Annotated in this window: 18 protein-coding genes; 13 read left to right on the plus strand and 5 right to left on the minus strand. The window is 46.5% G+C overall.

Going from position 1 to position 22715, the window contains the following annotated elements:
* Positions 1–182 precede the first annotated feature (182 nt).
* Together QUA33_RS18945 and QUA33_RS18950 are read right to left on the minus strand one after the other, a co-directional pair.
* Positions 183–794, minus strand: coding sequence for a hypothetical protein (locus QUA33_RS18945; RefSeq protein ID WP_172191765.1), 612 nt, complete (start codon positions 792–794; stop codon positions 183–185).
* A gap of 409 nt (positions 795–1203) precedes the next feature.
* Positions 1204–1518 (minus strand): RNA-binding protein, encoded by a 315-nt coding sequence (locus QUA33_RS18950; protein ID WP_333077113.1) that lies wholly within the window; start codon positions 1516–1518, stop codon positions 1204–1206.
* A gap of 109 nt (positions 1519–1627) precedes the next feature.
* Between QUA33_RS18950 and QUA33_RS18955 the strand changes: the two genes are divergently transcribed.
* The 4 genes from QUA33_RS18955 (at position 1628) to QUA33_RS28295 (ending at position 4473) form a co-directional block, all read left to right on the plus strand.
* Entirely contained in the window at positions 1628–1780 is a 153-nt protein-coding gene (locus QUA33_RS18955; RefSeq protein WP_333096004.1) for a hypothetical protein, read from the plus strand.
* A gap of 682 nt (positions 1781–2462) precedes the next feature.
* Complete coding sequence (locus tag QUA33_RS18960; protein WP_333150225.1) at positions 2463–3272, plus strand: SDR family NAD(P)-dependent oxidoreductase; 810 nt, start codon at positions 2463–2465, stop codon at positions 3270–3272.
* Positions 3273–3491: 219 nt separating this feature from the next.
* Positions 3492–4334: an MBL fold metallo-hydrolase gene (locus QUA33_RS18965; protein WP_333150227.1), complete on the plus strand. Its 843-nt coding sequence runs from the start codon at positions 3492–3494 to the stop codon at positions 4332–4334.
* A 16-nt stretch (positions 4335–4350) separates the two neighbouring features.
* Complete coding sequence (locus QUA33_RS28295) at positions 4351–4473, plus strand: hypothetical protein (protein WP_445243263.1); 123 nt, start codon at positions 4351–4353, stop codon at positions 4471–4473.
* A 414-nt stretch (positions 4474–4887) separates the two neighbouring features.
* Here the strand turns inward: QUA33_RS28295 and QUA33_RS18970 are convergent, their stop codons facing one another.
* Positions 4888–6570: a tetratricopeptide repeat protein gene (locus QUA33_RS18970; protein WP_333150229.1), complete on the minus strand. Its 1683-nt coding sequence runs from the start codon at positions 6568–6570 to the stop codon at positions 4888–4890.
* 297 nt (positions 6571–6867) lie between these two features.
* On the opposite strand from QUA33_RS18970, the gene QUA33_RS18975 reads away from it, so the two are divergent.
* A complete protein-coding gene (locus tag QUA33_RS18975; protein ID WP_333150231.1) occupies positions 6868–8685 on the plus strand; it encodes a pseudouridine synthase in 1818 nt (605 codons plus the stop codon).
* 173 nt (positions 8686–8858) lie between these two features.
* On the opposite strand, the gene QUA33_RS18980 is transcribed toward QUA33_RS18975, so the two are convergent.
* On the minus strand, positions 8859–11321 hold the full coding sequence (locus QUA33_RS18980; RefSeq protein WP_333150233.1) for an ATP-dependent helicase: 2463 nt from the start codon (positions 11319–11321) through the stop codon (positions 8859–8861).
* A gap of 453 nt (positions 11322–11774) precedes the next feature.
* On the opposite strand from QUA33_RS18980, the gene QUA33_RS18985 reads away from it, so the two are divergent.
* Positions 11775–12782, plus strand: coding sequence for a DUF4349 domain-containing protein (locus QUA33_RS18985; protein ID WP_333150235.1), 1008 nt, complete (start codon positions 11775–11777; stop codon positions 12780–12782).
* A 109-nt stretch (positions 12783–12891) separates the two neighbouring features.
* On the opposite strand, the gene QUA33_RS18990 is transcribed toward QUA33_RS18985, so the two are convergent.
* Positions 12892–13986 (minus strand): RuBisCO accumulation factor 1, encoded by a 1095-nt coding sequence (locus QUA33_RS18990; protein ID WP_333150237.1) that lies wholly within the window; start codon positions 13984–13986, stop codon positions 12892–12894.
* A 157-nt stretch (positions 13987–14143) separates the two neighbouring features.
* On the opposite strand from QUA33_RS18990, the gene QUA33_RS18995 reads away from it, so the two are divergent.
* The 7 genes from QUA33_RS18995 (at position 14144) to QUA33_RS19025 (ending at position 22319) form a co-directional block, all read left to right on the plus strand.
* Entirely contained in the window at positions 14144–15088 is a 945-nt protein-coding gene (locus QUA33_RS18995; protein ID WP_333150239.1) for a response regulator, read from the plus strand.
* Between the two features lie 213 nt (positions 15089–15301).
* Positions 15302–16003, plus strand: coding sequence for a bifunctional demethylmenaquinone methyltransferase/2-methoxy-6-polyprenyl-1,4-benzoquinol methylase UbiE (gene ubiE / locus QUA33_RS19000; protein WP_333150241.1), 702 nt, complete (start codon positions 15302–15304; stop codon positions 16001–16003).
* A 79-nt stretch (positions 16004–16082) separates the two neighbouring features.
* Entirely contained in the window at positions 16083–17315 is a 1233-nt protein-coding gene (locus QUA33_RS19005; protein WP_333150243.1) for a DUF445 family protein, read from the plus strand.
* 165 nt (positions 17316–17480) lie between these two features.
* A complete protein-coding gene (locus QUA33_RS19010; protein ID WP_333057719.1) occupies positions 17481–17789 on the plus strand; it encodes a DUF3493 domain-containing protein in 309 nt (102 codons plus the stop codon).
* Positions 17790–18396: 607 nt separating this feature from the next.
* Positions 18397–18972 carry an alpha/beta hydrolase gene (locus tag QUA33_RS19015; protein WP_333150245.1) on the plus strand — a complete coding sequence of 192 codons (576 nt, stop codon included), beginning with the start codon at positions 18397–18399 and terminating at the stop codon, positions 18970–18972.
* 613 nt (positions 18973–19585) lie between these two features.
* Positions 19586–20794 carry a DegT/DnrJ/EryC1/StrS family aminotransferase gene (locus tag QUA33_RS19020; RefSeq protein WP_333150246.1) on the plus strand — a complete coding sequence of 403 codons (1209 nt, stop codon included), beginning with the start codon at positions 19586–19588 and terminating at the stop codon, positions 20792–20794.
* 505 nt (positions 20795–21299) lie between these two features.
* A complete protein-coding gene (locus QUA33_RS19025; RefSeq protein ID WP_333150248.1) occupies positions 21300–22319 on the plus strand; it encodes a glycosyltransferase family 4 protein in 1020 nt (339 codons plus the stop codon).
* Positions 22320–22715: the final 396 nt, after the last annotated feature.

The following is a 22715-nucleotide window of genomic DNA, read 5'->3' on the forward strand; positions in this document are numbered from 1 at the left end:
ATTTGTTATTTGTTATTTGTTATTTGTTATTTGTTATTTGTTATTTGTTATTTGTTATTTGTTATTTGTTATTTGTTTTAAAGATCTCCCAATAATCAGTAACTACTGACTACTGACTGGTGACTAATAACGTTCGCGAGCGGGGACAGCACTATGACTACTGACTACTGACTACTGACTAATTAACAAATCGGCCGCTGTCCGGGTTTGACGGCGTGAATGTACTCGCTGCCCGAGGTCGGCCATCCCCGCTTATAATAAGCTTCCTCCGGCTTCCCCCAGCCCAACTGCAACAAAATTTCTAGAAAATCCAACTTTTCCCACTTCGAGAGACTGGCCCATTCTGTGCGCTGGGCTATAGCCTCTACATCAACCGGCTCGATCGATCGAAAATCCTTCCCGCTGTTAATGCTTAAATACAAATCCATCCCGGCAGTTACCTGCTGCCAGAATTCCAACATAGCAATCTTAGCTGCCTTCAACGTTATCAAATCAACCGGTAGAGCTATTAATTCGTCATCCACTGCCGGATAGCGTAGAGTATTGCCTTTAACCGCCATTTCCCGCCAGACAATCCCAGAAACTTGATGTTCCCGCTGGTATTCGTGCACGGCAGCCTTAAAATTTTGATAAGCAGTGAACTTCTGAACTCCTTCAGATTTGAGAAAGCGGTCAATCACGGGGTTGCCTGTAGCAGGAGTTTCAGTCAAGTTGAGGCGCCGCCCATGCAAGCAGGCTTGGCGCTCTTCTTCGAGGATTTTAATGAGTTCCGCCGTGCTGTAGACCTTGGACATCTTTATTGAGGCAAAATCAAGATATTGGCTGATATTCGGCTGGTTTTCTCTACTAATCTTCGGTAAAGATAGTTTTGCTGTTCTGGGCAATATTCAGTTTTGCCGTTATTCTAACTTTTCTTGCTGCTTAATTCTAGTTTGATAGTTTACAGGAGTCGAACCGCGAAATCCCGACAGCCTCTTAAAGAAAGCAGTTAAGAGGGTATCGAATCACGAACTAGAGTGGGAACTGCATCGCAGACGTACCTGGCGGGATTTTTCGCCAAAAACAAAGCCCCCTCCAAAGAGGGGGCAAAACTGATTTAGAGGTTTGGGAGTTTTATTTGATGGGTCGATCGAACAACTGGAAAAAAAAGCAGCATTCGCACCTGCCGTCAACTACCAAAACTCAAATTTTCAGTGTCAAAGCTTAGTAGCGTCGTGAAGAGCGATCGTTGTCGCCCCAGCCACCGCCGCCGCCCGAAGAGCGTTTGTTGTTGTTTTCGCGAGGTTTGGCTTTGTTGACTTTCAAGTCGCGGCCCATCCACTCAGCACCGTCTAGAGCTGCGATGGCTGCTGCTTCTTCTGCCTCGCTTGCCATTTCCACAAAAGCAAAACCCCGCATCCTGCCTGTTTCCCGGTCCACTGGCACTTGGACGCGGCTTACAGTACCGTACTCGGCAAATACTTCGTTGAGGTCGTCTGATGTTACCTCATATGAAAGATTACCCACGTAAATCGACATAAAATCTCCAGAATCATTAGGGTGCAGAGACTTAGATTCGGAGAGACGCTTGTAAATAAATACCAACAAACTACGCAACCGAATTTAATTCTTGGGAAACCACTATAACATGAAGCCAGCAGAATCAGCAATTGGCTGTGATAATTTTCAATTTTGGGGGCGATCGGGCAATTGGCAACCGAAAGTATTCGTGATAACTGACATCTTACACTCTGGGCGTCATGCGCTTGGTTTCTTGCTGCGCGATCGACCTGATATCTGAGATTTTTCGTCGCTGTTACCAGGTTGATTGGGTCTGATTGAGAACAGTGCCTGAGATTCACTTATAACTAACATCACGCACTGTTCTCCCTGGGCAAGCATCCTCCCCCTTCCCCCAGAGATAAATGTTTTTAGCCCGGGATTAATCTTCCGAGTCAATCTCCCCTCTTTCATCTCCCGTTTCTCATCGCCTCCGATTTAGCACCAGAGAATAACGGTTCCCAAATAATTATCAAAAGAGTTATTAGCCATATCTACGCGCATTTTTTTATACATATATAGCAATCCTCGCATCATTTGTGAATTTCTTACTTCCTCCCCGAACTCGCGGGGAGGGTTGGGGTGGGGTAAAAAAAATACGACTCCTGCAAGGATTGCTATCTAAATATAATTATTTCAATAAGATTTCCATTTTATTCATTTTTTAAGGCTTTATGTAGTTTCTCTATTTGCTCTTTCTCTAAGATGATTCTCGGCTGTCATTTTTACACTAATTGCATGAAGTTTGTTTTCGATTAGACCGTATTTAAATGCCTAAAAGCTTATGTCCTGGGAAAGATGCGATCGCACTCCTACCTCCCTAGCATTGTAAAAGTTGAAAGCCCACAGTCCACAAAGATTGTCTGGTACAGAGAAAAGGAAGTCTAGACAAACGAGCGTGAAGCAGTAACAGAGGATTTTAAATGGTTATAAACAGTTCGTTGACCCGGCCCTTGGCTGTCGTGACGGGTGCCTCTAACGGTATCGGTTACGAACTCGCCAAACAGTTCGCTCAAAACGGATTCGATCTCCTAGTCACCGCCACCGGAGCGAGCATCAATGAAGCGGCTCAAGCCTTTGAGAGGCTCGGTGCCAAAGTCGAGACAGTGGAGGCAGACCTCGCTACCTACGACGGTGTTGAGACGCTCTACAACCAGATAAAAGCGACTAATCGGCCAGTGGATGCGATCGCAATTAATGCCGGTGTCGGCGTCGGCGGCGACTTTGCCCGCGAAACCGACTTGAAGGACGAACTAAATCTGATTAACCTCAACGTTGTCTCGTCTGTGCATTTGGCTAAACGGGTAGTTAAGGATATGGTCGATCGCGGCCAGGGACGGATTCTATTCACTTCGTCGATTGCCGCCCTGATGCCCGGCCCGTTCGAGGCAGTCTACGCGGCATCTAAAGCATTTATACACTCCTTCTCAGAAGGGCTGCGTAACGAGTTAAAGGACACAGGCGTCACCGTTACCGCGCTGATGCCAGGGCCGACGGATACCAACTTCTTCCATCGGGCGGGAATGGACGACACGAAGGCGGGCGCAGACAAGAAAGACGACCCGGCCGAAGTTGCCAAGCAGGGCTTCGAGGCGCTGATGGCGGGTAAGGACGACATTATCGCCGGTTCACTCAAGACAAAGATTCTAGCCAGCGCGAGCAAAGTTTTGCCTGATACCGTTAATGCCGAAATGCACCGCCAGCTTACTGAACCGGGTTCTGCTAACAAATAATTCGCGCTCGTCTTACTATTCTTATGTGCAGATTTAAAGAAAGTAAACATCGCAGATAATGGCAAGATTGCAGCCGATAAAAGCGTGTTTACTTCTCCCAGTAGTGACGATTTAGCGAAGTTTTCTCAGGCGTTCATCGATGGCATTATGCAGCATCGGCATTGGATGCGAACTGAGGAATAAATGGTTCCCGCCTAAGTAATTTAGTGCAGCACATTTATGCAAATTCATCATCTCAATTGTGGCTGTATGTGTCCCATTGGAGGGGCGCTTTTCGATGGCTTCAGTCGCGGTTTGACGGCTAACCTCGTATGCCACTGTTTGCTCGTTGAAACGAATCAGGGACTTGTTCTGATCGATACCGGTTTCGGATTGCGGGATATCGAGTCGCCTTACTCCCGGCTCAGCCGGTTTTTCGTCCATTTTAATAACATCCAGTTCGATCGCAAGTACACGGCAATCCATCAAATTGAACAGCTCGGATTTTCACCAAGCGATGTGCGCCATATTGTGATCACCCACCTCGATTTCGATCATGCCGGTGGTCTAGAGGATTTCCCGGAAGCAACCGTACACGTCATGCAGGCTGAAATCGATGCCGCACAGGATCGGCACGGTTTCATCACAAAAAGGCGCTATCGTCCGGGGCAGTGGGATGAAGTCAAACGCTGGAAATACTATTCGGCGGGTGGCGAACCTTGGTTTGGTTTTGAAGCTGTCCGCGACCTCGACGGGTTGCCGCCGGAGATTTTGCTAATCCCGTTGGTGGGGCACACGCGCGGTCATGCTGGCATTGCCATTGATACACCCGACGGCTGGCTTCTGCACGCAGGCGATGCCTATTTCTACCGACACGAGATGGATGCCGCTAACCGACGCTGTACGCCCGGCCTGCGCGCCTACCAATGGATGATGGAGGTCGATCGCAAGGCTCGGTTGCTCAATCAAGACCGGCTGAACGCCTTATCGGTGCAGCATAGTAAAGATGTGCGCGTGTTTTGCAGTCACGATGCTATTGAGTTAAAAGCCTTCGCTGCCGGGTCTAGGAACTCTCAAAACTAGAAATTTCATCATTTTTTTGGTAACAGATTCTGATGGTTCGATCGACCGTCGGCGTGTCCAAGGCTTTTTTGTCCGCGACACTCGTCCGATCTTTTTCTACAGCATCTCATGGCAAGGGTATCAGTATAAAAAAGGTTGAGGGCTGACAATTTATATCCGGAAAGCTAGTTCAAAGTCCAAGGGTGGGAGGGGAACAAGGTCAAATTTTCCGTACAGGATCGCAAATGGTGATGCAAGGATTTTGTGCTATTTTACCTGTTTATCTTGCACTCTTCCACCTTTTTTTGCTCACACAATCCATACAGTGTTTACTTGGAAAACTCATTCAGCAAGCCCTAATTATGCTCAGGATATTCAGGCGGATATAGCAATACTAATTGTTTGGGGAATTAGATTTTTTTATTAACCGCAGAGGGCGCAGAGAACGCAGAGGAAGAGAGAAGAGGGAAGTTTTTTTAGTTTTAAGTTAAATAAATAGTTCAAGCTTTACGCCAGCGCGGTCTTACGAGGAACAAAGCAATTTCAAAACTCAAAACTATTCGTCAATTTCCCCTTACCACTTTCCTGACATCGCGTCCTTGAGTCTCAATTCTTCTCGACTGACTAGAGCTTCGTAGTAATCGGGTTTGATTTCGAGGGCGACTCCGTAAGAGCTAATAGCATCTTGAGTTCGCTGCAATTTTTGCAAAACGTCGCCCCGCTGCGCCCAAGCTTCCCAGTTGTCTGGCTTGAGTTGAATCACTTGGTCAAAAGCGACGAGTGCTTGGGAATAATTCTGCATTTCCCCTAGGATCAGACCTCGCTGCACCCAGCCTTGATAGTTATCCGGCCAGACGGTAATTGCTCGATCGTATGATGCTAGAGCTTGTTCGTACTGGTGCAATTTTGACAAAGCGTTGCCGCGTTGCAACCAAGCTTCAAAATTGTCTGGCACGATTTTTAGTACGCGGTTGTAAGCTGCGACGGCTTCTTCGTAACGCTGCAATTTTTCCAGCGCTGCGCCTTGCTGCAAACCTACTTTTGATGTAATTTCTGCTTCTGAAGTCAGAGAGATTACTTTATCAAAACAGGCGATCGCTTCTTCGTATTGCTGCAATTTTTCCAAAGCTTCGCCTCGCAAGTTCCAAGCTTCTAGAAAATTACCTTCAATTTGTAGGGCATTGCTGTAAGCGATAATTGCCTCTTTGTAGCGTTCCAATCCTGCCAGGGCGATGCCTCTACCCAGCCAAGCTTCGGGAAAATTCGGATTAATTTGAACGGCTTGATCAAAAGCTGCGATCGCCCCTTCAAAATCTCTCGCTTCTGAGAGTGTTTGACCGCGCCCGATCCATGCTTCGGGATAAAAAGAATTAATTTGAATTGCCCGATCGAAACAAGCAATTGCCGCGTCGGCCCACTGGTGTTTGAGGGCCATTCCTTTATAAAACCAAGCTTCGCAGTCGTTGGGTTGCATTTGCAGTACCCGATCGTAAGCTGTCACCGCTTCTGCATATTTGTGCAATTTTGCTGAAGCAATGCCGCGATTGAACCAAGCCAGACTATTTTGTGGTTGCAGTTGAATGGCGCGATCGTATGAAGTTACAGCTTCAGCGTAGCGTTCGGCTTTCATCAAAGCCAAACCTCGGTTCAGCCAAGCTTCCCAATTAGTGGGGACGAGTTTCAGCGCGCGCTCGAAAGCGGCCACGGCTTCAGGGTAGCGCTCCGCTTGAACCAACACGTTGCCTTGCCGGTACCACATGGCGGGCAAATTCGGATGAAGTTGGGTTGCTTTCTTGTAACAGGTTGCGGCTGCATCCCACTGCTGCAATTCCTCTAAAACTCTGCCCCGCTGATACCAAGCTTCGTGCTTTTCTGAATTGATTTGAATTGCGGTGTCGAAAGCCGCGAGCGCTTCTGAGTGATTTTGCAAACTTAACAGCCCTGTGCCGCGCAGCATCCAAGCCCAGTATTCTTCGGGATTAATTGCTGTAGCTCGATCGGCGCAGGCTACGGTTTCTGCGTAGGAATGCAGTTGCTTGTAAGCTTTGCCCAGATTCAGCCACGCCCTGGCCCAGTCCGGCTTAATTTGAACCGCTTTTCCGTAACAAAGCACTGCCGCCTCGTACCTTCCCGATGCGTACAATCTATTGCCCCGATCGTAATCTGGAAATGCTGCAAAAATTCTTAAAATCGGCGGCAGCAGTGCTGGTTGGGGGTTTGAGGAGTTTTCAGGAGCCGAAGTCGAGAGGTCTGGCATACGCCTTTCACATAAAAAATTTAGTGGGATAACAAGCTTGCGGTCTTATATATTAACTTATGCTTTTCTTAATATCGCTGCTGTTTTGAAACAAATTTAGCATATCAGGCTTGGTGCGACAAATCCTTTTTACTTAATTCGAGTAGGTATAAAATTATGCACCCTTCCAACTTTCGGTACACCCCTGTAAGATACGGTCAGTCGATTTTCGATTTTCGATTTTCGATTTTCGATTGACCGAAAGCATCGAGGACACAAGCACATATGTCCTAATTCAGATTTCAAACCAAATTTAAGATGTTAGAGTTGCACGCGCTTTTAGATTTCACGGACTGGGATTGGGAGTCGATCGACTCGCACCCCAATTATTGGTACGAAGGCCGTTGTCCTCAAAGCGGGGATCTGGTGAGACTGCCGCGTACTCGAATGTCTGAGGATCTCGCGCGGGGTTTGATGCGGTATCTTGCGGCTGACGGTGCCTACGATCGCGAAGGGAAGATGTACGGCATATTACTGGTGGAGATGCCTTCGGGGGAACAGGGGATACTCAAAGCATTTTCCGGGCTGCTGAACGGTTGCAGCATTGTTGAGGGCTGGGTGCCACCGATTCCGGGACGCGAGCGAGTTGCTTTCGATGAAGCCCGCACGTTAACTCAATTGGAGGCGATGAAACAGGAACTTATTGCACTCAATCAACTCCCGCAGCGACAAGAGTATGAAGCCTTATGTCGGGAGTTTGAAGTGCAAATGCAAGTTTTGAGCGATCGGCATCGCAAGTGCAAGCAGCAGCGAGACGAAAAACGCCAGTTACTGTGTCAAACTCTCCCAGCAGAAACACTAGAAATTGCCCTGGAACAACTGAATCAAGAAAGCCGTTTGGAGAAAAGTGAGCGCAGACAATTGAAACGACAGCGGGATGAAACATTGCAGCCGCTCAAACAATTAATTGAAGCTGCCGATCAACGGATGCGGGCGCTAAAACAGCGGCGAAAAGAACTTTCCCGCGAACTTCAGACGCAAATGCACGCGGCTTACACTCTGATGAATTTTTTGGGGAAATCGCGATCGCTCTCCTCATTGATGCCAACTAATTCTATTCCCACTGGCACCGGCGACTGTTGCGCCCCAAAATTGCTCCACTACGCGGCAGCAAACAATCTGAAACCGCTGGCAATGGCTGAGTTTTGGTGGGGGCCGCCATCGGAGGATAAGATACAGGGAGAATTTTATGGTGCTTGTGGCGATCGGTGTCAGCCGTTGATGGGTTTTTTGCTGTCAGGATTGGCTCAAAATCCGATTTTTTCTAATATAAATGAGGGTTTGACGGGCGGGCTAGAAGCCCAACCCCTACTCCCCACAAGCAATAATATTTCTTCTTGTGGAACGGGCATCTTGCCCGTTGCGGGCGGGCAAGATGCCCAACCCCTACTCCCCACAAATCATCATATTTCTTCTTGTGGAACGGGCATCTTGCCCGTTACCCAAATGCCACCGATTATTTATGAAGACAAATGGTTGATTGCGGTGAATAAACCCTCTGGCTTGCTATCAGTTCCAGGTCGTTATCTGGAAAATCAAGATAGTGTTTTCAGTCGTTTGCGTAACTTGTTACCTGATAGTTTAAATTTGACAGTTGTGCATCGTTTAGATTTAGAAACATCGGGGATTTTGCTATTGGCGCGGGACAAAGAAACTAGCAGTCAACTCAGGCAGAAATTTGAAACAAAGCAGGTTCACAAAGTTTATGAAGCGGTGCTTTCGGGTACTGTAAAAATTGATGCGGGGACGATCGAACTCCCACTTTGGGGCGATCCAGAAAATCGCCCTTACCAGGAAGTCAATTGGGAGTGCGGAAAACCCAGTGTTACTCGCTTTCAGGTAATGGCGAGGGAGGGAAATTGCGATCGCGTCGAGTTTTTGCCGCTGACGGGACGCACGCATCAATTGAGGGTTCATGCAGCGGATGTTCGAGGGTTAGGGATTCCGATTTTGGGCGATCGGCTTTATGGATGTCGGGCTGCTGCAAAGCGGCTACACTTGCACGCGCGGGAACTTTCGTTTGAGCATCCGCAGTTGGGAGAAAGGTTATACTTAAAGGCAGAAACACCATTTTGAGCTAAGGGCGATCGGGCAACGAAGGATAGTTGAGCAGTAGGAATTACAGATAGAGGCAGGCCATATTTATTGTTGAGTAATCGGAGCAACAAATGGGGGGACTTCAGCTTAACTTGTCACCCATGAGTAGGGCAGGGAACGAGCTACTTATTACTGATTACTTCTTACTTCTTTTATATCGCATTACTCGGAAATCTCTGCTTCAAAACAGGCATTACCGGACAAGGTTTTTGCTCCTGTAAATTCTCTGGTTTGTTCCAAGTAAAAGGCCCTTTTTTTTCCGCCGCCATCCACAGCAAGCTTTTTGCTCGCGTCATCGCCACATACAGCAGTCGAAACTCTTCTGCTGTTTTCAAATAACCTGCTTGTTCCCAGGCTTCGCCTAGATTTGGTAAAGGATATTTTTCGTGCAAACTTGCTCGAATTTGTGCTCTCGCTACCTCTGCTAAAGTGAAATCTCCTAAAAATCGGGCTTGCGGCAAAACACGCAAATTTCCGGGGATGGTTTGTTCGTGTAAAAACGGCAAAAATACACAATCCCAATCCAATCCTTTAGCTTTGTGCATCGTAATAATTGTTAGTTGACCTTTGCTGGTATAGCGTTCTTCTATTTTGTCGTCTGCATCCACAGGTTCAAATCTTTCGGAACTGACAATTTCGCTCAGTACATCCAAAATATTACGCATTGAATTGTTGCCGGCTGTTTGGATTGCTACTCGTTCTGCTAATTTGTCGGCGGTGGCTAATTCTGTTTGGTCGTATTGCAGCGCTAAGGCTAAGAATGAAATGATTTGGTAGGGTGGCAGTTCTAAACTAGCTTGCAGCAAACCGCAGCAAAAATAGCGGCATTTGCGAACGGGGTCTGACTGCTGCGGGTCTAGGGGGCCTGGGTAAAGGAATTGTTCGGGGCTAGTCGCAAAAGCATTGTAGTCTTGTTTGGGGATCAGTTGCCGATCGCTCAAAATCTTTAAGGCTGCTTTCAGGTAGTCTGGAGAGTGCGGGCGATCGAGGAATTGCAGCAGTGTTAAGATTTCCCAAGGTACTTGAGAATGTCTGTCCCGCTCTCCCACATCCTCAATTTTAATCCCGTATTTCCGCAAATCAAAGCTTAATCCGTGTTTTTGAGGATTTTCCAGCACTTCTTTGATAAACTTACCTTGTTTATTTTCCCGCACCAAAATAGCCATCGATTTCAGATTTTCTAACGGCAATTTGGCACTATTTTCTCCCTCGCTCGCTTCTCCCCCTGAATCGATATCTTTGCCATCCCTGCCAAATTCAAAATCGGTGGGTAAAAATTCCTCTACCAACTCAATTACCCGCTTGCCAATTAACTCAATTGTATGGTAAATATCGCGGGGAGTATGCAATTCTAAGCCGCGACCAATGGGAGCCGGATTTGCATTATGCTGCGGGTCATGGCTGGGTACTGGCTTAATAGTTTGGTCGCGAAAAGGCTGTTCTGTTCCCGCTAATTTCGAGCTATTTACCCATTGCAACATAAAGTTAGCTGCATCGATAATCACCTGGGTGCTACGGCCGGCGCCGTCCATTGTCGCTAACTTATTTTCCACTTCGCACCGATCGCAAAATTGGTTAAAATAAATCGGGTCGGCGGGAGTGAAAGTAGAATTAATCGCTTGATTTGGGTCGCCAACTCTGATAAAATTGGGAGGTAAAGTAGGATGATCGGGATCGATCGCTAATGTTTCCAAAAGCTTAGTCTGCAAAGGTGTCGAATCCTGCGCTTCGTCCTCAAAAACGGCAAATACTTGCTTTTGCTCGATCGCCCTCGCTCTCGGATTGTCCAACACCCGCAAAGCGGCTAAAATCATCTCGTCGTAATCGATGAATTCCCGACTCCTCAACAAAGCCTGATATTTTTGATATAAACCCCCAGCTACTGCTAAAATCTCATAACCGTCCCCAGTATCAAGAGCGTTCATTTCTAACAACTGTTCGGGAAATAAACCAGAAGATTTCGCCTCGTGAATCACAGTTTTAGCTACCTGCGGCAAAATTTCCGTCCGCAAAACCGATTGTCGCCGCAGCCTCTCCGTTTCCTCTCCGTCGAATTGCTGTCCTTCCAACAAAACTTGATATCGGCGGGGATTTTCGGCAATCCAAAGTTCTACACAGGTGCGAATTAATCGGTGACTTTGAGTTGGAGTAACTAAGGTTGAATTTTCTAAATTTAAACCAGACAAATCGGGATGGCGCATCGCAATATTCAAAGCTAAACCGTGCAAAGTGTGCACGGCAAAACCGCCTTGAGATAAAGACAATTCTGTCAATCTTTCCCGAATTTTAGCTTTAATATTAGCAGCAGCCGATCGCGTAAATGTCACGACAATTAACTGGCGGCGGCTGTGAAGCTGGTTGCGGGCGATCGCAATTGCCGACGCAGCAGCCATTCCCGTAGACTTCCCGGCCCCCGGAACCGCCGAAACAGCAAGGGGGCCGCCTTGCCAATCCGCCATGTCCTGCTGCCCCGCACGCAAGCTTTCGCGAATTTTAAGGCAAGCTTGTTCTCGCAAAACGGCCGCAAACCCTGATTCGGAAAGCGCTGAGGCTACATCCGGGCGATCGATATTAGTCGTCGATCGCATAAAATCAGTATCAAATTCATCTGTCATTCGATTTTAGATTTTAGATTTTAGATTTTAGATTAGAAAAATATTTGTCGCGTTCAGCCTTTTCAAACGGTATCAGAAACCTAGTTGCTTTAGTTGCGATCGCCTATGCCCAGAACCCAAACCGTCAATCGATTTTAGATTTTAGATTTTAGATTTTAGATTGAATAAAGCGATCCCGCTCAGAAATCTGGGCACTGGCGGGAGCGAGGAGCTTTTTTCTCGCTCCACGGATGAATCCGGGGACTTGTGACCAAATTGTTTTCGGTCATCACACCGATATTTATTGGCTTTCATCTGCGTTCATCTGCGTTTATCTGCGGTTAAAAATCCCAAAGTATTCAACCTCTACCGTTTCCATTTCGGTATCGGCTAAACTAATGCTATCTATTCGAGCTTAAATTGAAACCAGCATAAAATTCAATACCCAAGCCTTTTTTATAGGAGTCACCCAAAATGAAAACTCACCTCAAAATCAATTCCCCCCCGCCCAAGCCAAACCCAAACCCAGCCAACAGCAGCACAACTCGTTTTGCTGTGGCGGTATTCTTAACTTTATCTTCAGCCATTGCTTTGCCTAGCTGCGGAGGAGATCAATCGACCGGCAGCGCTCCACCCGGCGGAGCTTCATCCAGCATCCGTGAAAACCAAGTTCCCGCATCGGCTCCACCACCCCCACCCGCACCCGAGCCAGCAGCCCAAAGGTCAAAAACTCCTGGTGCATCAAAAAAAGCAGCAGAAACTCCGGCAACCCGTCCCCAACTGATTAAAAAAGCCGAACTCAGTGTAGTTGTCAAATCTATTGACGCCAGCACTAAATCTGTTACTAATATTGTCGAAAAACAGCAAGGCGATATCTTGGGTTTCCAAAATCAAAAGCCGCCGGATTCCAGTGTCCGCCAAACCGCGTCTGTGGAGATTCGCGTGCCTCAAGAACGGTTAGAAACTACTTTAGACACTTTGGCAAAACTCGGAACTGTAGAGAACCGTGCTCTGACGGCTGAGGATGTTACCGATCAATTAGTTGACAATGAGGCTAGGCTGCGGAACCTTCGCAAATCGGAGGAAATGGTGTTAAAAATTATGGAGCGATCGGGCTCTGTCGGCGACGTGCTCAAAGCTGCTCAGGAGTTGAGCAATATTCGGGAGTCGATCGAACGCATTGACGCTCAGTTAAAAAGTTTGCGAAATCAAGTAGCCTATTCGACTATTAGCTTAACTCTAGAAGCAGCAGTATCTGCTCAACAAACTCCCGAACCTTCTCTAGGTTTGCGGGTACAGGAAACTTGGGGGAAAGCGACTCATTCTGTGGGCGAATTGACGCTCGGTTTGTTTGCTTTGGGTATTTGGCTGTTGGCTTACAGTCCTTATTTTCTGTTAATTGCGGCTGCGGTTTACGGCTTTAATCGATTTAAGAAACAGCATTCTGATCCGACAACTCCAGAACCGAAACCGCCTCAGTAGTCATTAGTCAGTTGACTGTTGACTGTTGACTGTTGGCTGTTGGCTGATAACAACTAACAACTGACAACAACTAACAACTAACCACTAACAACTGACAACTGACAACTGACTAATCATCAATTTGCCATCCATCTTTGGTATAGTCTTCATCCACAATCTTTTTGGGACGCATCACCAGAACAACTCGCCCCAAAATGGGAATATCCGGGGATTGTTCAAACCAGTACAATTCTAAATTGCCAGCGTTATCGGCGAGGAAATAACTCTCAGCATCCCACTGTCTTTGGGCTCGATCGGCAATAATCAAAACTTCTTCAACTTTGCCTTGCAGCGGTACCGGCAATCTATCGCTCATTTCCAAAACCGCCACCGGATCTTCAGCGTTCAAAATTACCTGCCATCCGGGAATCGCCACCCAAGCTCCGGCTCCGGAAAATTTTACCATTCGGAACGGCTCAATTTCCTCCGGCAAAGGCACTGCCAGCAAATCTGTCGTAGAAAGCGGCAATTTGCCCACAACCGGGACAATCCGGGGCAATTGTTCCTCGGTATCGAGTCGGTAGACTGGTAAGCGGGGCGCTTCCCGTCTCGGAACTACCGTAAAATCGACGAGCAACTGCTCGATTTGCGCCCTAGCGGTTTGGCTGCTAGCTAATTTTAAACCGCGAGCAATTAAGCGCGATCGCTCTTGCAAATCGCTTTTCTGTCTCGCCAATTGCCAGCATTGGTAAGCCATAGCATCGCCGGGAGTGTCTGTGAACCCTTGGGGGAGACTCCCGAAGTGCGAAAACTCCTTGATTGCTTTAGCAACTTGGCGAGCATCGTCAACATCCAAATTGTGGGTTAGCATCAAAGCAGCCGCCCCGGCCCGCTCTACTTGAGAGAGAATCCGAAACTCGTATAAGATATCGCTACCTTTTTTCAAGAAGTGCGATCGAACTTCCTCGGAAGCCCCAGCATTTACCATGCTGGTGTAGACTTGGGCTGCGACGCTCACTTGATTTTGCTGAATTGGCTCAAAACCTGTTTCTTCAAAAATCCTTTGAGAGTTGTAGCCAGCTTTTAGCAGTGCAGTGCAGGCTTGTCCCCACTCTACCCAAGTGCCTTCTTTTCGGCGGAGCGATCGAATTAACTTTTCGGCATCCACAGCAGTTGTGGAGGATGCAGATGCAGGAGGGGATGAATCTTGCGGTGTATCAGTCATAATTGAATCAAAAACTAGCGCTAAGTTATGTGTGATTGGATTACCGGCAAGGCTCGTGTCGCGGCAGAGCGATAGATTAATAGTAAGTGAGTTATGAGACTATTGTTACAGAATAGTTGCTCGCCTAAATTTACAAAGGGGAGTTTATCGTATTGTTATGGATAATGCCATTTCAGAGCTCGATCAAATTAAACGCCAGCTCATGACCCTACACAGACCGAAAAAGCCCAAAATGCTGGTAGTAGACGACGAACCAGACAATCTGGATTTACTCTACCGCACTTTCCGACGAGATTTTAACGTGCTCAAAGCTGAGAGCGGAATTCGCGCCTTGGAAGTCCTCGGCATCGAAGGCGAGGTCGCCGTCATCATTTCCGACCAGCGGATGCCCGAAATGAAGGGAACGGAGTTTTTGAGCAAAACCGTGCCGCAGTTTCCGAATACGGTCAGAATTATCTTGACTGGTTTTACGGACATTGAAGACTTGGTGGATGCGATTAACTCAGGACAGGTTTACAAGTATATCACCAAGCCTTGGGACCCGAACGAACTGAAAATGGTGGTTCAAAAGGCTGCCGAGACTTATGAAATTCTCAAGCAGCGAACTGAGGAATTGGATCGCGCCCAAAATCAAATACAACTGTTAGCAACAATCATGCAAACGGCTGTGGATTATCCGAGTTTGGAAGCAAGTTTAGACCCAATTGCTACTGCTATAAGTGATAATTTTTTGGCGGACTATTGCATTTTACAACTGGTGGAACAAAATGTTTTAATACCGCTCCAAGGCACTCACACCACGGGTTCAAGTGTGGAAAATTGGCTGGCAGATGACCCTCTGGTTCGAGAAGCAATTAGCTCTCAAACTATTCAGGGTGCTGTGAATATAGGGCTCGACACCGCCCTAGCTAGTCTGCCGCACTATCAGAAATCCGGCATTCAAGCTCACCTGAGCATCCCGGTGATTCACAAAGGTCGATCGATCGCCCTGATTTCCATGCAGTGGAAGCAACCTTGTTCCCTGCGCCCCGACGAACTCACAACAGTTCACCTCGCAGCTCAAGAAGTTGCTTTGGTATTGACGAGTTTTCAGGGTCATTAGTCATCAGTCATGAGTCATCAGTCATTAGTCCTTAGTCGGCTCTAAGTCTTGAGTTTAAAATGATAGCAAACCAATGATTCTCGACAAAAGCTCACCGCTCGCTAACAAATAAAAAAGCATTAATGACTGGCGACAGCATGACATGAAAGCACGGATTAATTATTTTTTCGGCTGATAAATTACCAATTATCGATCACCCATGAAAAATGAGAAATGACTAATAACGCCGAACAAATTAAAACTATATTTAATCGAATAGCACCAGTTTACAATCAATTGAACGACTGGTTGAGCTTTGGGCAACACCGAATTTGGAAGCAAATGGCGGTGAAATGGAGCAGTGCGGGCCCGGGCAATACTTGTTTAGACTTGTGCTGCGGCAGCGGGGATCTAGCTTTGCTGCTGGCCAAACAAGCAGGGCCGACCGGTTGCGTATTTGGAGTAGATTTTTCCGCCGAACAATTGGCCGTTGCCGCCAGGCGCGATCGACCTTTTCTCACCCCTGTCAGTCCCATTTCTTGGGTAGAAGCTGACGCATTAGACTTGCCTTTTTCCGACAATTACTTCGACTGCGCCACAATGGGTTACGGCTTGCGTAACGTGACTGACATCCCTCGCAGTCTTCAGGAATTGCACCGCGTACTCAAACCCGGTGCCAAAGCTGCTATTCTCGACCTCCACCGCCCGAGCAATTCCCTAATGCGGAGCTTTCAGCAGTTTTACCTAGACACTCTCGTAGTGCCCATTGCTCAGCAATTTGGCATGACTCAAGAATATGCCTACATTAATCCTAGTTTAGAAAAATTCCCGATCGGCCAGGAGCAAGTAGCGATCGCCCGCCAAGCCGGATTTGCCACCGCCACCCACTATCCTATTGCTGGAGCTATGATGGGAGTATTGGTATTAGTCAATTGACTGTTGTCAGTTGACTGTTGTCAGTTGTCAGTTGTCAGTGAACTGACAACAATTCCCAATTCCCAATTCCCAATTATTGATGAATCCGTCTGACATTTGGCTGTTGTTGGCCCCACCTGTAGTGGGAGGAATTATTGGCTATTTCACTAATGATATAGCTATCAAAATGCTGTTCCGCCCCTATCGAGCTATTTACATCAAAGGGCGGCAGTTGCCTTTCACTCCAGGCTTGATCCCCCGCAACCAAGAGCGCTTGGCAAAGCGAATTTCCGACACAATTATGGGTTCGCTGCTGACGCCGGAGGAACTGCAAAACTTAGCGCGCCGCCTCCTGCAAACCGAGCGGATGCAGTCGATAATTCTCTGGCTGTTGCAGTTGGCGCTGGATCAGGTAAAAGCAGACGCAGAGCAAAAAACCGCTAAAATTCTCGCAAACATTCTGCGAGATTTGCTGGGGGAATCTATGCCGCGAATTCTCAAAGTTTTGGCGCGCCGGGAAGATTTTTTAGAAGCTCAGCTTAATCAAATTTTCGATCAAGTTTTGCTGGAGATTCAGCTAACGGAAGCTCAGGCTGCTCAGCTTGCTGAGTGGTTGTTGCAGGTAGTAATACCCCCGGAAGTGCTGCGGCAAGCTTTAATCGACTTTTTGACGGATCGCAATATTTCGATCATCGATGAAGGGTTTCGAGAAAAAACCAGCGGCACTTATTGGGTAGTAGCAAATTTGTTTGGTTTGCGGAACACTTTAACTCGGCTGCGGACTTTTTGTCTGGATGACAGAGAAGCGACAAATCAGCGCTTAGCAGAGTTAACTGTTTCTTTGGGAATTCGCGGGCGAATTCAGGAATGGCTGCAAAATTTGTCGATGCAAAATTTACCGGTTTCTACTGTGAGACAGTTGCGAAAAACTATGCGCGACAGCGTTCGCAGCTACGTTCAGCAGCGGGGTACAGAGGTACTTGAGGGGTTGAGCAAATCTATTGACTGGGAAAATATTTCGCGGTTGATTCTCAATCGATTGCAAACTTCAGCGGTGATGAGCGCCTCCCTGGAAATTGTTAGCAAAGAACTTGCTTTGGTTTTAGAGCGTTATTTAGAGCGGGATTTAGAAAATATTGTAGCTCAGGCTATCCCGATTTTGAATATTGACCAGGTGATTGTCGATCGAGTAAAAGGTACTTCTCCTGAAGAGTTGGAGTTAGCAATTCAGGGAATTGTCAAAAGCGAGTTGCAGGGAATTGTAAATTTAGGAGGCATTTTGGGCGTTTTTGTCGGCTGTTTGCAGACAGTTGTGCTTTGGATTCAGCGGTGATTTATTTCGGCAGTTGTGAGATATTTGTTGTAGTCTAATATTCACCCGATTTATGCACACAGTACCAAAAACGTTTGGCGGCCGTATTTGCCACCTCAGCCAGAGGGTTTTTGGTAGAAACTGGGTTTTTGTCGCCCAATCCTAATTTACCTATTTCCTACATCTATGCCAGCCCCCAATTCAGACGATCGCACAAACATCCCAAAAAACCCGCGCAACCTCAGCCGCCAACAATACGAGCGTTTAACCGCAGAAATGGCCACTCCCTACCGGCCTCTGCGACAGTTTGTTTACGTAGCTTGTGGCGCTTCGGGCTTTATCGGCGGCTTGGTTTTCCTCGCTAAAATTGCCTCGGGCCGGGAAATTGGTTCTGCTTTGCCTAATTTTGCCCTCCAAGTCGGAGTTGTGGCCCTGATGGTGTTCCTGTTTCGCTGGGAGCAGCGCGCCGAGGGTCGATCCCCGAAGTCGAAGTAACAAAAATTTATAAATCGAGACAAAAATCTATTTCAGGCAAGGAAAAGTTAGAAATATAAAGAAATTATTATGAAATCCTGGTTTACCAGCGATCCCTGTAATACTAAGAATGTGGCTTCAATTGGGGTCAGCAAATTTAAAGGCCCTAATCATAAACCGCTTGTCATTCGTTGAATTGGGGTCAGCTTTCATAAAGACCCTAAATATATAAAATAAATTTAAGCCCAGCGCCAGCCTTCACTGATAGAAGAGCTGGCGTTCGGCATTTTGCTAGGATCGGGAGATTGGGAGAGAGAATCAGTAGGGTGCACACCCCGCACAGGGAGGCCAGTACAAGCGCCCTGAACCTAGTTTTTTGCCTAGCATCCGATATAGGTAATACCAGTTCCCGAAATCATGCAACTGTAGACCCGTGTTCAAAACCACGATCGTCATCAGTCATTCGCAAATCTCAAATCTCAAATCTCAAATCTCAAATCTCAAATCTCAAATGGTATAAGTGCTGGGGCGATCGAATAATTTGGTATTTCCCGAAGACCTTAGCCTGTGCAGTAACTAATGAGATGTGTCAAAGTCTAAGTAGAAAAAGATGTTGGGAGGTTTTGCTATGGGTCGATCATTTTTCCAAGGGTGGTGGACGTTATTTTTTGCAGCGGGGGCGGGGATTGTATTTTACAGCAATGCTGCGGCGGCTGCCGAAAAGGTAGTGCTCAAATACAGTGCGATCCGAATGACTTTACCCGTCAGCGAATTAGAAATTTTTGCAGAAACTGGGCAAATGTCGCCCGCGTTAGAAATGCTGCTGGGAAAAGCAAAAAAAGACCCGGAAGCGGTTCGCAACAGTCTGACGAGACCAGTAAAAGTCAGTCAAAGCTTTTTGGATCGGACGCTTACCAGCAAGGTTGGGGAAATAATTCTCGATGAAGTCGGTCAGGTAATTAGCACTCCTTCTGGGAATGCAAATCGAGAAGCATTGCGCGAGGCCTTGGTGCTGTCTGCAACTAATGATAACGAGATTACACTGCTGGAAGCGATGAAGAATTATCCTACTCCAGAAGTTTATGTTGAGGGCGATCGCTTAGTTGAAGCTTACGGTAAACTTGTAGCTTTGTCAGAACAATTGGGCGGCGTTTCAGAACGACTGCAAGATATTTTAAATAAGATTCGCCTGCCTAGACTGTAGTTGCTGTTATGAAGGACGGTTGATTGCTTCGAGCGATCGCAGAATATTGCTGAACCTGCATCAATTACAGGGGAGTTACATTTTTTTTGTGCAAAATTTGCCTAATTTTGACACGAGTTAAAAACAAAATCTAACTCCAGGCAAGCTCCAAACCAGACGGGAATCAGTCATTCCTAATTCTAAAATCTAACATCTAAAATCAGATAACTTCGCTGTCAAATCTATATCGGGATAGATGTTCGAGAGCTTACAAAAAGTGTATCGAAGAATCAATTTTTTTTAATGAAAGTATTTAAAATAAAAAATGCAGGCAAGAGGTTGTGTATCGCCCATAAACTGAAATAATATCGGGTGGACATTGGAGATTATCTATATTAATATAGAGAAACGCTGTCAGAGTCAGGCGCTTGTGGAAAAACGGCTTGTCATTAGTAAGCTCGTGCTATACAAATGCCATTGCACCACGCATCCTCAAAACTCTTGACTAAAAAAATTGAAAAAAAAGGTGAGAGACTGGATTAATTAACAGCACCTCAAATCCCAATAAAATCTTACTTTTTAGGGGTCTACACTTTCACTCGCTCGACTCTATTTACTGGGTAACATTAGCAACATGAACCACAATCCTATTCGTTCAAAAGACCGTTTCTTGGTTTTCGGTGCTCCGGCGATCGAAGATGCTGAAATTCAAGAATTGGTGGCAACCATGAAAACAGGTTGGTTGGGTACAGGCCCGAAAGTGATGAGTTTTCAAGACGAATTCAATGCTTACAAGGGTTCCCAGTACGCGATTGCAGTCAATTCTTGTACAGCGGCACTGCACTTGAGCCTCCTTGCTGCTTCGTTACAACCGGGGGATGAAGTCATTACTACTCCAATGACTTTTTGCGCTACAGTTAATGCCATCATCCACGCCGGGGCAACACCGGTACTGGCGGATGTAGATCCGGTGACAATGAATATTGACCCGGCTCAAGTCGCAGCTAAAATAACTTCAAAAACTAAAGCAATTTTGCCGGTTCACTTCGCAGGTCGTCCCTGCGATATGGATGCGCTTTGCGAGATTGCTAGCCGTCACAACTTGAAGTTAATTGAAGACTGTGCTCACGCGATCGAAACAGAGTACAAGGGGCGGAAAGCAGGCACATTTGGCGACTTCGGATGCTTCAGCTTTTATGTTACCAAAAATATCACGACGGGTGAAGGAGGAATGATTCTGGTCGCCAGTAAAGAAGATACCGACAGGCTCAACATTTTAGCGCTGCACGGTATGAGCAAAGATGCTTGGAAGCGATTCGGAGACTCGGGTTACAAGCACTACCAAGTGGTGGGAGTCGGTTTTAAATACAATATGATGGATCTGCAAGCTGCGATCGGCATTCATCAAATGAAACGAATTACTCCTTATTGGCAGCGACGGGAGCAGATTTGGCAGCGCTACAACGAAGCATTTGCGGATCTGCCCATTACTTTGCCCGCCAACCCCGAACCGGATACCATTCATGCTTATCACCTGTACACCATTCTGGTAGATGAAGCCAAAGCAGGAATCAGCCGCGACGAGTTTCTCAACGCTATCAATGCGGAAAATATCGGTGTCGGCGTACATTACATGAGTATGCCGGAACATCCTATCTATCAAGAAATGTTTGGATGGCAGCCGGAAGACTATCCGAATGCTGCGTACATTGGGCGGCATACAGTTAGCTTGCCGATTTCGGCAAAATTAACAGATGCAGATGTGGAAGATGTAATTGCGGCTGTTAAAAAGTGTTTGGCGATCGGCCAAGCTAAAAGTCTAGTTTTAGCAACAGCAGACTAAAGTCGTTAAATCGGTTGTCATTAAAACATCCTAGCTGTTTTTTAGAAAAAGCAAGTAGGATGTTTTTTAACTCCCCAACGCTTTGTGAGTTTTTAGCGCCTTGGCAGTCATTTTACTTAAATGCTATCGTTTTACAGTACAACCACTCTCAGGTTACTGAATCTGCTTTTAAATAAAACAAGATAAAACAAGACAGCTCTATAAACTGAGCACTCCTCTCCTATGTGAATAGGCTTCTTGCCAAATTCTTTTTTATCACTTTATTGAGCAGGCGGGGCGCCCCCCACAAAAAAATGACTCTTGTGAAATGGACAGGAGAACCCGTCCAAGTTATTATTCAAGAGGTCTAATTTTTAGATGAAAGCAGACAAAGTTGAGTTGATTAAAAATTAATGCTATGTTAAAACTTAGTGCTTTATTGCCATTTCATTGTAATAACCGAGCCATCAGCCACGTATTTTTTTCAGTGTGCAAAGAATGGCAAGGCCCCGATCTGAAGGCACTTATGGTTGTCCCGAGTTGCGATCGCGAGTGCCGCGACTCCAATATAGTTGAAGCAATTCCGTCATTTCTGACACCATTGTATTACCGCAGCCCTAGTGCACCCAGAATTAAGGCAGAGAAGCGTTTTATCAAAGAGCTCAAAAATTTTGATGTTGCCTACTTGTGGCCCGGTACCTCAGTAGATACTGTAAAGAGCGTTAACAAGCAGAATAAGGCGATTTTTTGGGAGCGAGTTAATAATTCTCAAAGGCAAGCTAAGAGTATCCTTGACGATGCTTACTCTCGCTTGGGATTGCAACCTCAACACGACATTACCCCAGAGAAAATTCAGATAGAAGACCAAAAACTCAAGGAGATTGACTTTCTGTTTTGTCCTAGTCCGATAGTAGTAAAATCGTTTCAAGAAGCCGGAGTTTCTGAAGAGAAACTGCTTTTAACGACTGAAGGTTGGTCGCCAGAGCGTTTCCCCAATTATCAATCCCAAAAACCGCCTTCAGAGGAAGTTAACGTCCTTTTCCTAGGTTTTGCCTGCGTCCGCAAAGGGGTTCACCTGCTCTTACAGGCTTGGGAGCGAGCTGGCATTAAGGGATCGCTGACAATTTTTGGCAAACTCGAACCGGCGATCGCTCAAACTTGCAGGGATTTGCTGAAACGTTCTGATGTAGTTTACTTTGATTATGCTTTGGACTACAGTTCTGCCTATCGCCAAGCTGACTTTTTTGCCTTTCCCAGTCTTGAGGAAGGTAGCCCACTCGTCATCTATGAGGCAATGGGTCATGGTTTGCCCATTCTTGCTTCACCTATGGGAGGAGGTGGTGTTGTGCGTGATGGCATTGAGGGCATAATTCTTCCTCCCTACGATACTGACGCCTGGGTGGAGGGACTGCGAAAACTATCTAATTCTCCTGATTTGCGGGCTAAAATGGGAGCCGCCGCCCGTCAGCGAGCTTTGGAGTTGACATGGCCACAAGTTGCTGCTAGGCGCCAAGAGCAGATTCTGCAGAAAATGAACGCAAAATGAAAAATAGGCGTTGCTTAATCAGGGTATGAAAAAGATCGGTTGAAAATCCCCAAGCTTTGTCGATACTGGTTTCTATGACTGGCATATTTAGCCTTTCATACCGTAAATCAGCAACGCTGAAAAATAAATAGGGCTTACGGTGTAAAAGGTTTGTAATCAGATTGATGTTGATGGTTTGATGTACTGCCACTCTAGCACTGTTAATTTTATTTTTGTTCAGCATTCTTATAAAGAATTTTGGCAATAGCCCAGTCAACAGATAGCAGCCGCAGTCTCTCTGTCTGGGGGTTTCAGGCTAATTTTCTCTTGAAATCTCTGAAAGTGCGTGGCCAGTAGGCTGCCGAAATTAATCCGCACTGCGTAAGCAGAAATACTGTCCCCTGCAATTTGATGCCC

Source organism: Microcoleus sp. Pol14D4 (assembly GCF_036701245.1).
GTDB lineage: Bacteria > Cyanobacteriota > Cyanobacteriia > Cyanobacteriales > Microcoleaceae > Microcoleus.